At 50.4% G+C, this 12,356-nt stretch carries 10 protein-coding genes; 3 read left to right on the top strand and 7 right to left on the bottom strand.

The features are described from left to right. The first annotated feature begins 3 nt into the window (after window positions 1-3). Window positions 4-1,296 (top strand): amidase family protein, encoded by a 1,293-nt coding sequence (locus AC6I1F_RS06465; RefSeq protein WP_497801679.1) that lies wholly within the window; start codon window positions 4-6, stop codon window positions 1,294-1,296. A gap of 83 nt (window positions 1,297-1,379) precedes the next feature. On the opposite strand, the gene AC6I1F_RS06460 is transcribed toward AC6I1F_RS06465, so the two are convergent. After that, the gene (locus AC6I1F_RS06460; RefSeq protein ID WP_289168554.1) at window positions 1,380-3,173 is read right to left on the bottom strand and encodes a flavocytochrome c; all 1,794 of its coding nucleotides are present in this window, start codon (window positions 3,171-3,173) and stop codon (window positions 1,380-1,382) included. 135 nt (window positions 3,174-3,308) lie between these two features. Next, window positions 3,309-3,785 (bottom strand): phosphate-starvation-inducible PsiE family protein, encoded by a 477-nt coding sequence (locus tag AC6I1F_RS06455; RefSeq protein ID WP_290373126.1) that lies wholly within the window; start codon window positions 3,783-3,785, stop codon window positions 3,309-3,311. A gap of 124 nt (window positions 3,786-3,909) precedes the next feature. On the opposite strand from AC6I1F_RS06455, the gene AC6I1F_RS06450 reads away from it, so the two are divergent. Both AC6I1F_RS06450 and AC6I1F_RS06445 read left to right on the top strand, forming a co-directional pair. After that, a complete protein-coding gene (locus tag AC6I1F_RS06450) occupies window positions 3,910-5,664 on the top strand; it encodes a cation:proton antiporter (RefSeq protein WP_368430517.1) in 1,755 nt (584 codons plus the stop codon). Window positions 5,665-5,677: 13 nt separating this feature from the next. Further along, a complete protein-coding gene (locus AC6I1F_RS06445) occupies window positions 5,678-7,438 on the top strand; it encodes a cation:proton antiporter (protein ID WP_290373128.1) in 1,761 nt (586 codons plus the stop codon). On the opposite strand, the gene AC6I1F_RS06440 is transcribed toward AC6I1F_RS06445, so the two are convergent. From AC6I1F_RS06440 to AC6I1F_RS06420, 5 genes are read right to left on the bottom strand one after another with little or no spacing between them, the layout of a single operon-like run. Next, window positions 7,439-7,816 (bottom strand): HIT family protein, encoded by a 378-nt coding sequence (locus AC6I1F_RS06440; RefSeq protein WP_290373129.1) that lies wholly within the window; start codon window positions 7,814-7,816, stop codon window positions 7,439-7,441. A 39-nt stretch (window positions 7,817-7,855) separates the two neighbouring features. After that, entirely contained in the window at window positions 7,856-8,659 is an 804-nt protein-coding gene (locus AC6I1F_RS06435; protein WP_290373130.1) for an IclR family transcriptional regulator, read from the bottom strand. 33 nt (window positions 8,660-8,692) lie between these two features. Beyond that, a complete protein-coding gene (locus tag AC6I1F_RS06430) occupies window positions 8,693-10,693 on the bottom strand; it encodes a heterodisulfide reductase-related iron-sulfur binding cluster (RefSeq protein ID WP_497801678.1) in 2,001 nt (666 codons plus the stop codon). Between the two features lie 21 nt (window positions 10,694-10,714). Further along, on the bottom strand, window positions 10,715-11,215 hold the full coding sequence (gene thpR / locus AC6I1F_RS06425; RefSeq protein WP_497801677.1) for an RNA 2',3'-cyclic phosphodiesterase: 501 nt from the start codon (window positions 11,213-11,215) through the stop codon (window positions 10,715-10,717). A gap of 17 nt (window positions 11,216-11,232) precedes the next feature. Further along, on the bottom strand, window positions 11,233-12,291 hold the full coding sequence (locus AC6I1F_RS06420; RefSeq protein ID WP_160335879.1) for a quinone-dependent dihydroorotate dehydrogenase: 1,059 nt from the start codon (window positions 12,289-12,291) through the stop codon (window positions 11,233-11,235). Window positions 12,292-12,356: the final 65 nt, after the last annotated feature.

The raw sequence follows: 12,356 nt of genomic DNA, 5'->3' as shown, positions 1-12,356 counted from the left end.
GTTATGATGACTAAAAAACGGGAGCTTCAAGCGATGCAGGACTTTTCTTATCCTCTAAATGAACCGCTGTCTGCGCAGCAAATGTTTTCGCGCATTCGTGCTTACAACGAGAACCTCAGAGCGGTGCGTTTTTGCAGAAGACCGAAGGATACGGCAAAACTTAGAATCCTCGTAAAAGATAATATCGGCGTAGAAGATTTTTTTACGTCCGCAGGATCCTACGCGCTCAGACATCTTATGCTGCCTGACGCTTTTTGTGTTCGTCAAATCCGAAAAAATACACAGATCGATATCTTTGGCAAAACACATCTGACGGAGCTCGCGGGCTTTGTGACGACGCGGGTGCTTAAAGACGGTTATTCTGAACTAGGCGGCTTTGGAAGGAACCCGAACGGGGCGCAGCACCCCTGCAGGGGATCAAGTTCCGGCTCCGCAATTGCCTGCGCGGCGGGATTCTGTGATGCTGCGCTCGGAACCGAAACTCGAGGAAGCCTTATGATGCCCGCGATGGCAAACGGCGTCTACGGCTTTAAGCCGACCAGAGGTTCAGTCTCCAGAAGCGGCATTATTCCGCTTTCATCGTCTTTTGATGCGCCGGGCGTATTAGCAAGAAGCATCAGCGGGCTAAAAACTGTATTTTCGTCCATGCTGGGAAAAGACGAGTTTGATTTTCAGTCTTTTACGCCGGAGTCACTCAGGAAAAAAAGGTTTAACGGCAGAACGCTTCTCTTCTTTATCTCTCCGGGAGACGAAGCCGCACTGAATAGTCGGAGCGTCCGCCGTTTGATCTCCGCGCTTAAAAATGGCGGATTCCATATAGAATTCCGCTGCGCGCCGATGGTGGAATTTGACTACAAGACAATCTCGTCAGCGGATATTAAAAAGGATATGACAGACTTCCTTCAAAGATATGCGTCTGAGACAGAGCCAAAAACTTTTGAAGCGCTTGTAGAACGATATATCTCCCGCGCTCATGCACATCCCTACGGAATGGAACGGCTTACATACGCGCAGGAAACGGAGCTGCCTCATGGTAAAGCGTTAGATTTTCTTGTTCAAATCAATACTCAGAAGGCGAATCGCCTGATTGGGGAGGCATTAGAGATGAGCGGCGCGCAAGCTGTTCTCTCATTGAATTACTTGGACTGGTGGGCCATCGGCGGAGGGCCCTCGCTTTCAATGCCGATTGATTTTAGCGTGACTCTGCCGAGAAGCATCATGATCGGCGCTAAAGCAAGAGAGGATTATGCCTTGCTTTCTCTTGCCGAAGAGATAGAAGGGCTTCTTAATAGATAACAAATAAAAAATCAAAAAGCATATAAAGGAAGAGGGCTCCGAGTGGAGCCCTCAAAACTTAGATCTAGCTAATCGACAAAGGATTAGTTGCCTTTGGCAGCGTGTGTACCGGCGTCACGACCGAATGTCATAATGTCAGCAATTGCGTTGCCGCCGAGACGGTTGGAACCGTGGATACCGCCTGTAGTTTCTCCGGCAGCGTAGAGACCCGGAATAACCTTACCGTTCTTATCGAGGACCTGAGCCTTGTCATTGATTTCAAGACCGCCCATTGTGTGGTGAACAGTCGGAACCTTCTTGCAGGCGTACCAAGGACCTTCGGTCATCTGCTTGTCAGCCTTGTTGTTGGCCTTGAAGCCAAGTTTGTCTTCAGCAGTGCCGGCAACGACAGCGTTGTAGTCGGCGATGGACTTCTTGAGGTTTTCAACCGGCATGTCAAGTTTCTTAGCCAGTTCTTCAAGTGTCGGAGCAGAAACAACACGGCCGAGGTCGATCATGTCTTTCATCTTCGCGCCGTTGGCGTCAACCCAGTCAAGAGACGGATAACGCAGGTGGTTGACGAGGACGTAGTATGTAGCACCCGGCTGAGCAAAAATTGCTTTCGCGAGAACGTCACGAGCTGCGCCTTCGTTGACGAAGCGGTTGCCGTCTTTGTTAATGAAGACGCGGTTGCGGCCGGATGTACGAACCATTTCCATCAGACCTGTACCCGGTGTGCCGCACGGATGAACCTGGATGTCAGACATACCAATGACGTTGGCACCGACTTTCTCTCCCATGATGATGCCGGAGCCCTGAGCGGACTTGTTGAAGTTCGTGCAGCCGATGCCCTTGCCGAGGTCGTAGTCTTTGAAGACGCCGGTATTGACTTTCTGGCGAAGTTCAACGTTTGCGCCGAAACCGCCGGTGGCGACGATAACACCCTTGTCAGCCATGAACTTGGTGGTCTTGCCGGTATGGTTGTCTTTAGCGACGACGCCGATAACGCGGCCGGCCTTGTCCTTGATCAGAGACTCGGCATTCATGTCTGTGTAGACCTGAATGTCTTCTTTATGTGCGTTGATGTACTTTTCAAATGAACGGATGTAAGTATTGCCGGACGGAGTGGCAGGGTAGTGAGAACGCTGCCAGAGCGCGCCTGTAGCTGTACCGACTTCCGGTTTAAACTGAACACCGATGCTTTCGAGCCAGTGGACGGATTCCAGAGCATGGTCTGTGAGGTAGTGAACCAGAACAGGGTTGCCGATATCGTGACCGCCTTTCATCGTCTGATCATAGTGTTTCTGGATCGAGTCTTCGATACCTTGTTTGCCCTGACGTTCCGGGTCGGCTGCGTTCAGAGCGCCTTCGGAAACGTTAGTGGAGCCGCCAAGAAGACCAAGTTTTTCAAGAACAATAACCTTGGCGCCTGCCTGCTGAGCTGCAATCGCGGAAGCAAGACCGGATCCGCCGCCGCCAATTACGACAACCTGAGTCTTGATTTCAGCCGGAAGAGCCGTATATTTTTCTGTGTTCTTCTGCAGCTTGGCCATGTCGTCTTTTGAAACGCCGGCTTTTTCAAGAGCTTTCTTAACAGCGCCCTTTAAAGCAAAGGAAGAAATCGTTGCACCTGTGACATTGTCAACTCCGAGAGACTGACGGTCGATAATCTTCTTGGACAGCTTGTCCAGAGCCACACGGCCAACACCAATGGTTTCGAGGTTGTCTGGGTATTCGATTTTTTCAATCTTGTTCTTGCTAACGGTAACGCTTACATTGAAAGCAGCATTGTGGCCGTTAACTTTTTCTGTGTAGGTTCCGGGTGTGTAAGTAACAGCACCTGCAGCCATTGCAAAACCTGCTAAAGCAACAGCAGCGGAAATTTTGGTCAAAACCATCTTGTTCTCCTAGGTTAAACGCAAAAGGACATCTTTGCGCAAAAAAATAGATTTCTACTCATTACAAATCCATTGGGTACATTTTAGTAATCACCCTAGGAAAAACTATTGGCACAAACACGAATTGTATTTTAATTATCCCTCATTGTTGTTATTTTTAGCCGTGAGCTTTGCGAGGAGTTTTTTAGCTGATGACATTTTTAAGTCCTCCATCTCGTCATCATGAAGCCCTTTGATTTGGCGGGAAATTAAAAGCGAAATCGTGAGAATCAATATAGAAATGGAGGTGAGAAGAATCCACTTGCTTGTGAGATGCTCCATATTGATAATGAGGTAACGGGCGACTGCGACGACCGTGATGACCAGCGGTGTTTTTAGCTTTAATTCATGCTGCCCGAGTGCGTACTGTCGCACCATTGACAAAATCTCGATAAAAAGAAACAGAAGCAGAAGGTTCGCAAGCCCGATAGTTCTTGAATGGAACATGTCGTAACCCTCAGCGACAATGGCAATTGCAGTTGCAACAGTAATGACCATGAGCGCGCCCGCCTGGATAATTAAAAGCGCAGCCTCAAATTTATCGTTGATTTTTGCAATGAGCGGTTTATTCATCGGTATTGTCGAACTAATCTTCTATTCACTTACAACGGGGATTATCCAAAATTTCTTTTCCCGATTGCGTAAAATTAACAACTTTAAAGCCAACTTTGAGCAGTTAATTCAAACAATACCGAAAATGCATTCTGTTTCACTCATCTCTACGCTCGCGATCGGTTTCGGAGTCGCTCTCGTACTGGGCTTTTTTGCGGAAAAAATTAAAGTGCCAGCGCTTGTCGGATACCTTATCGCAGGTATTTTGGTATCCCCTTCGGTTTTCGGATTCGATGTAGATTTGGCGCTTGCAAATCAGCTTGCTGAAATTGGCGTCATGCTTCTGATGTTCGGTGTCGGACTGCATTTTTCCTTATCGGATCTAATCAAAGTCAAGGGACTCGTCGTGCCTGGCGCGATCTGCCAAATGATTTCTTCCACTCTGATCGGCACAGCTCTTTCTTATCTCTGGGGATGGAATTTCGGTCACGCACTGCTCATGGGACTTTGTTTGTCTTGCGCTTCAACGGTTGTGGTGCTTAAGGCGCTTGAAGCGAGAGGTCTGCTGCAGGGCTTTGACGGAAACGTCGCGGTTGGCTGGCTGGTCGTTCAGGATATGGTAACTGTCCTTCTGCTCGTTCTTCTTCCGCCGCTCTCCTCAATGCTGGGAGGAGAAGCACAGAACACCGCGGTTCCGCTCTGGCAGCTCCTTCTGATTACTTTTGCTCAGGTGATTGTCTTTATTGTTCTGATGCTGGTGATCGGTAAACGGGTGCTCCCGTTCCTGCTTTGGCAGGTTGCTAAGACAGGTTCGCGCGAACTCTTTACGCTATGTGTGCTGGCAGTCGCGATCGGAATCGCATTCGGCGCTTCTGAAATCTTTCACGTCTCGTTCGCGCTCGGCGCTTTTTTTGCCGGCATGGTCATGCGCGAATCTCAGTATGCGCATCGGGCGGCGATTGAGTCGCTGCCGCTGCGTGACGCGTTCTCTGTGATTTTCTTCGTCGGTGTCGGAATGATGTTCGACCCGTCGGTCATCATGGAGCATCCGTTCCATCTGCTTGGCATTCTGCTCATTATTCTGCTCTTTAACCCGGTCATCGCAACAATCCTCGTGGTGCTTCTTCGCTATCCGCTGCGTACCGCGCTTACTCTCGGTGCCTGCTTGGGGCAGATCGGCGAATTCTCATTTATTTTGGCGGGCCTCGGCCAAAGTCTTGGTCTTGTGACGGAAGAGGGCATGAACCTGGTTCTTGCGGCAGCGATTTTCTCTATCGCGGTCAACCCGTTTGCGTTCGCAAGTATGCAAAAGGTCGGCGATTTCCTCAAAAGAAAAAGTAAACTTTTTCGCGTGGCGGCCGCCCGTCCGTCTCCTCAGTCTCTGATGCCTGATGACGTCGAACAAAAGAAAATCACCGGCCATGTCGTGGTTGTCGGTTATGGCGAAGTCGGCAGAAAACTTTGCAATGAATTAAACAAATTAAACATTCCGGTTGTAATCCTTGATAAGGACGATGCTTTGGTGCAGAAGCTCAGACGCAGCAGTTTGACTGCCATTCAGGGCGACGCAGTTGATCCGTCCTCGCTTCTTCAGGCTCACGTACATAAGAGCCCATTATTAATTCTGACAATTCGCGATGAAATCCTGGAGCGTAAGGTGGTTGAAACTTCCAAACTGCTGAATCCGGATATCAAGTTTATTTTGCGTGCAACAACAGACAGTGAAGCAGCTAACATGACCGCAGACAACCTTGGTATGGTGGTTCAGGCATCCAACGCTCTTGCGGATAAAATGTGCGATCTCGTACGCAAAGAATTGCTCGAGGGCGACAATCCTCAGGACAAGGAAATCGTCGAAAACAGCAAAATCCCTCTGGTTCAGCCAACCAACCCATCATAATTGGAGCATATTAATGAGTCACAGTTTCAGTCTTATTTCCACGCTTGCAATTGGTTTTGCGATCGCTTGGATGCTTGGCTTCGTGATGGAAAGAATTAAGGTCCCTGCGTTAGTAGGCTACCTCCTTGCGGGCATTATTATTTCTCCGACGACACCGGGGTTTGTGGGTGACGTTGGTATCGCGGGCCAGCTCTCCGAAATCGGCGTCATGCTGCTGATGTTTGGGGTCGGGCTACATTTTTCTCTGACGGACCTTCTGCGCGTTAAAAAAATCGCGGTTCCCGGCGCCATTCTGCAGATGGGATTGGCAACTGTGCTCGGCGCGCTGCTTGCGCATTGCTGGGATTGGCCTTGGGGACAATGTATCGTTTTCGGCTTATGTTTATCCTGCGCTTCCACAGTCGTTCTTTTAAAAGGTTTGGAAAGCCGCAGGCTGCTTGAAAGCCATGATGGTCAGATCGCTGTCGGCTGGCTTGTGGTTGAAGACATTATGACCGTTCTGATTCTGGTGCTTTTGCCGCCTCTTGCCTTTATGATGGGCGCGTCTCAGCCGGAGGCCGCGGCAGCTGAACCCTTGTGGGAAATCATTCTCTGGACGCTTGCTCGGGTCTTCGGATTTATCGCATTGATGCTGATCGTCGGAAAACGCCTTCTGCCTTGGCTTCTGCGCCAAGTGGCTAAAACCGGCTCGCGTGAACTCTTTACGCTTTCAGTATTGGTCTTTGCGATCGGGATTGCTTACGGAGCCGCGGAAATTTTCCGTGTCTCTTTCGCGCTCGGAGCGTTTTTCTCCGGCATGGTCATGCGTGAGTCTCGATACTCGCACAGAGCCGCTATCGAGTCTCTGCCGCTGCGCGACGCGTTCTCCGTAATTTTCTTCGTCGGCGTGGGCATGATGTTTGATCCGAGAATTCTGATTGAGCAGCCGCTTCACGTACTGGCGGTCCTCGCGATTATTGTTCTCGGCAAGGGACTCGTCGCGTTTTTCCTCGTGCTTCTGTTCCGCTACCCGCTGCATACAGCGATTACGGTTTCCGCTTCGCTTGCGCAGATCGGGGAATTCTCATTTATTCTTGCGGCGCTTGGTATCCAGCTCGGAATTCTGCCGCAGGAGGGGATGAGCCTTGTGCTTGCGGGTGCGATTATCTCCATCGCTCTGAATCCTTTCGCGTTCGCGAGCGCGGATTTTGTGCGCGCCTTCATAAAAAAACACTGGGCTTTTGCCCGCCGTATGGATGCACGAACAGATCCGATGTCACTGATGCCCGATGATGTCGATTCTGAGTTTCTGCGCGGCCATATCGTACTGATCGGAGACGGAGAAAAAGGCGAGAAAATCCTCAGCCTCCTGCTTGAGCGTAATCTCTCGGTTGTGGTGATCGATGAGAACCGCACAAATGTTGAGTCACTCAGAGAGCGCAAAATCAATGCGGTCTGCGGTGAAGCATCCGACCCTGCGATCCTGATTCAGGCGCATATTCAGGATGCGGCGCTTGTCATTATGGCGGTGGAAAACGAAATTACCTGCCGCAAAATTATGGAGACTGCGCGCCTTCTGAATACAAAAATCGAAGCGATTATGCCTGCCGGCACGGATGAGGAAGCACTTCGTCTCAAGGAAGAAAATGTTGCCGCTTCCTTTGTGCCGGACGATCTGCTCGCCAAAGCGATTGTTCAGTTCGCAATGGAGCGCTACGGCAGACAGGAAGAAGAGGCGAGAATTACCAAAGAATCGCAGGAAATTAAAAAGGCGCTTGACCGAGGCGCTCTGTGATCAGTAGCTTCTCTTAGCGGGAATGACGCCTCGAACTCCGCCTCTCGGGTTTTCAATGTCGCCCTTAAAGCGCGGAATTAAGTGCATGTGCACATGAAAAACCGATTGTCCCGCGGCTTCGCCGACATTGACGCCGATGTTAAAACCGTCCGGATGGAATTCATTTTCTATCCGGACTTTCATTTGCCTTAAAAGTTCATGCATAGCCCGGACTTCATCTTCGGTGAGATCAAAGTAGGAAGCAACATGGCGTTTCGGAATAATGAGTGTGTGGCCCGGATTCACCGGAAACCCGTCAAAAATTGCGAATGCGAGCGCGTTTTCCGCTTGAACTTTTAACTGATCGGGAAGATGACAGAAGAGGCACTGCTGCGTCATGATGAAAAAGCCCTTCTTTAGGGCAGGCCGTCAAAGCTGTTAGGAAAAGTCCGGTCGAACGTAAAGTTCTCCGGGTGTTGCGACATACCCTAAATGTTCGGAAATATCGTCGGCCGCATGCTTGAGCTCGCTGATCCAGCCTTCCTGAACATTATTTGCGGGCGATGAGATCGATAAACACGCGACCAATTTGCCCGAATCGTCTCGAATGCCCGCCGCGATGCAGCAGACGCCGAGCTCAAGCTCTTCGTCGTCCTTGGCAAATCCGAGTGTTTTGACTCGATTTAATTCATTGATCAGCTGATCCAAATCCGTAATGCTTTTCGGCGTGGAAGGCTCAAGGTTGGTTCTGAGCGCATAGGCTCTGATCTGCTCAAAAGAATCTTCCGAGAGAAAAAGTTTGCCGGAACTTGTCGTATGAAGCGGGGCGGTCGCGCCGATCGTGCGCACAACCTGAATTCCGGGGCGCTCGCGCATAATGCGGTCAATATAAACAATCGAATCATTCTGACGAATCGAAAGATTAACCGTCTGACGAGTCAGATTATGCAGACGCTGCATCCCGGATTTAGCGGTATCTCGAACGGAAATCCGCTCTCTGACCAAATTGCCGAGCTGGAGAAAGCGCAGACCTAAACGATAAGTCCCCGCAACCGATCCTTTTTCCACAAAACGAAGCCGAACCAAATCATTCAAAATTCGGTAGCAGGTGGAAACATGCAGACTCGTTTCATCGGCAATGACCTTGAGGCTGACAGGTTCATGATGCTGAGTCAAAACTCTCAGAATCGCGCTGGTGCGGTCAAGCACCTGAATGTTTGCCTTGTAAGCGGAATTTTCCATTGGGTAGTTTTAATTCATTAATACTTCTATTGATTATTTTAGATTTTTCGCAATAATTTCGGCAACATCCGCAATTGAAATTTCAGATAGTGATTTATCCTGAGACTTGGCCGAATCAAACATCGACAGACAGAACGGGCAGCTCGTTGCGACCTTGTCGCATCCGGTCGTATCGACGATCGCTTTCAGGCGGATAACGTTAAGGCGCTCTGAAGCGTCCGTATCGGTCCAGAACTGACCGCCGCCCGCGCCGCAGCAGGTCGTATTGCATCCCCATTCCTTCGGATTGACGGTTTCAAGACCTTCAACCTTATTCAGATCAAAGCGCGGAGCGTTGATGATTTGGTTATAGCGGGCGTAATAGCAGGCGTCATGAACCGCAATGCGCTCTTTTTCAGACAGGGACGCTTTAATGCGGCCCGCATCCATCTGTTCGGCAATGAACTGAACATGCGAAATAACGTTGAACTGACCGCGTTCAAACTCGGGATAATCGTTCTTCAGCGTATTGAAGCAGTGCGGGCAGTGCGCAAGAATGCGGCTGAACGTATACTGGCGCAGGTTTTCAATATTCATCTGAGTCTGAATCTGGAAGAGATACTCTTCGCCGACACGCCGAGCGTATTCCGCATTGCACATTTCTTCAGCCATGACAGCGAAACTCAGACCGGAAGCGCGCAGGATTTTAATCATGGCACGCGCGATCTTCTGGTTGCGTTTATCGTAAGAAGCGGAGCAGCCGACCCAATACAGAATATCGTAGTGGACTCCGGGTTCCGCAAACGGAATGTCTAAATCCTTAGCCCATGCAAAGCGCTCGTCCGGGTCCAGGCCCCAGGGATTGCCCACCGATTGAATATTCTGCAGTGTCTTTGCGACGCCTTCGGCAAATTGTCCTTCCTCCATACCGACGGAACGTCTCATCTGGGCGATGGTATTGACGATCTCAATGCGGGAAGGGCACTGTTCTACGCACGCGCCGCAGGTGGTGCAGGAAAGAAGCGCTTCTTTGGAAACTTCATCCGGAACAAGAATATCTTCGGACTTGCTGTAGCCTTCTTCCATGCGTTTTTTAAGCGAAAGAATAATTTCTCGCGGATCAAGCGGGCCGCCCGCACGGTTGACCGGACACACCGATGTACAGCGGCCGCATTCAACACAGGCGTCAAAGTTCAGACGATCGTGCCAGCTGAACTGACCAAACTTGGAAATACCAAAGCTTTCCTGCTCCTCAATGTCGTCAATTTTTTCAAGCAGTCCTCTCGGTTTGGTTCTCTGCCAGTAAATGCTGGTCGGACTCTTATACATATGAGAAAAGTAGGTTGCCGGAATGAGCGCAACAAAAGCGAGAGAAATCAGACCGTGGAAAATCCAAACCCAGAGATGCTGCGCCTCGAGCTGCTCTTTACTCATGCCGCTGTAGAACACCTGCGCAATGAAGTTGCCGACGGGCGACCATACAGCATGCGCGGGCTGCTCTGCGGCAAGACGAAGCGCTTCCACAATGTAGCCGGTGATAATGATGACTGCGAGAGAACCGAGAATGTAAATAAAACGCATCGACTTTTCAAACTGACGGCCTTCTTTAATAAAGCGTCGGTAAAAAGCCATCCCCAAGCCGATCAGACAGACCACGCCGGCAATATCCAAAATCAGCTTATAAAAATAGTAAACACCGCCCGCAAGGAACTGCTTGCCGAAAATCAGTTTGCCGATATCCCAGTCCAGTACGGCGAGCGCAGTCCCGAAAAACAGAAATACAAAGCCCCAGAAAATCCAAAAATGGAGTCTGCTTCCGAGCGGCTTGCGCACGATGCGTTTCTGCAGCAGGCCCTCACGATAGAAAAATCCCCAGCGGCGTTTGGTTTCCTTATCCATAGCGTAGGGCTTGCCCGCGCGCCAAAGCAGATAGGACTTGCGGATGCCTAAGGCGCAGATAACGCAGGCCGCAATTCCGATGACGTAGATCCCGATAATTGCCCATACGGGGATATTCCAAAACCCCGGGCGGGTAACAATTTCGACTCCGTTCATGTTTGACTCTCTTTCTGATAATTAGATCGGAACATAGACGCGCTTTCCGTCTTCGTCCAGTTTGGATTCAAATAGTCTTGCTCTGAGGATTGGCCACTCAAAGGGATGCGTGACCACGGGTTCATCCAAATGAGAATTTCTCAGAACTGTAATATGGGGTGTAAAGCGGCTTTTTTCATCAAAAGGAATGTTCAGCGTATGAAGAATTTCCGCCGCTTCGCGAGCCAGATGGAAAATCGGTTCATAGCGCTCGCCGCTGACGTAAAAGACTTTCGGACGAACAAACCGGCCGCTTCGAGTAATGCGCCAGCTCCTTGAGCTGAAATCCGTCATGATGTCCACGCCCTGAGCGACGAGCTGAGCCTGCTCGGGTGTGATCTCTCCGATAAACGCAAGCGTGACGTGGAAGTTTTCAGCCGGAATAATACGAGACGCAGGATCAAGCGAGAACGCTCGTTTCTGCAGTTCGCAAAGATGGGGCACCGCTTCTTTCGCAGCCGGCAGTCCGATAAAACACTTCATATGGATTCGGCGTTTAATTAAGCTTTATTCAGAGAACGCCACTGCGCGATCGCTTCAGAGCAATCCGCGATCAGCTCGGGCCCCTTAAAGATAAAGCCGGTATAGAGCTGAACAATGGATGCGCCGGCTTTCATTTTCTCAACCGCGTCCTTGGCTTCCATGACTCCGCCCGAAGCGATAATCGGGAGTCTTCCCTGAAGGTGTTCCGAGGCAAGACGGCAGACTTCGGTGGATCTTTCCATGAGCGGTTTGCCGGAAAGACCGCCTGTCTCTTTAGAGAGCGGATTATGCGCGACCGGCTCACGGGTAATCGTGGTGTTGGTGCAGATCACGCCGTCCATTCCGTGCTTCACAATAATATCAAGCGCGGAACGAATACCGTCGTCGCTGAGGTCAGGGGCGAGCTTAACCGCGATCGGTACGATTTTGCCTTCGTTCTGATCCGTAAGTTTACGGCGGTGCTCCGCGATGCCGCCGAGCAGATGATCCAGCTCGGCGTCCGCCTGTAAATCACGAAGATTCGGCGTATTGGGAGAAGAAATATTAATAGCGATATAGTCGCCGCTCATGTAGAGGCGATCCATGCACTTAATGTAGTCGCTGAGCGCGTCTTCGTTCGGCGTGACTTTATTTTTGCCAATATTGACGCCGAGGATGCCGCCTCTGTTGCGGAAAGCTCTTGCGCTCTGAAGATTCTTCGCGACCTGAATAGCGCCTACGTTATTAAAGCCCATGCGGTTGATGATGGCGTCGTCCTTAACCAGACGGAAGCATCTCGGCTTCGGATTGCCGGGCTGACCTTTAGGCGTGACGGTACCGATTTCCACAGAACCGAATCCTAATGCGCCGAAAGCGGTAACGTGCTCTCCGTCTTTGTCCATGCCGGCGGCAAGTCCGACGCAGTTAGGGAAACGCAGTCCCATTACTTCGATAGGATCTTCAGGGAAACGACGCGTAACGAGTTTCTGGAGACCAAACTGAGTGATCCAGTCAAGATTCGAGAGAATAATGTGATGCGCCTGTTCCGGTGTAAAGCGAAACAGCACGGTCTTAGCGGCTTTGTATAAGGCGTTCATAGCGGTCCGTTAATATTAGTTTGCCGAAAATTTTCCAAAATAATGTTTGATTCGTTCTTCTCGTA

Source organism: Parasutterella sp. St.1A3 (genome assembly GCF_059728705.1).
Note: the sequence above shows the minus strand (reverse complement) of the source record. Positions and strands in the feature narration are given on the sequence as shown.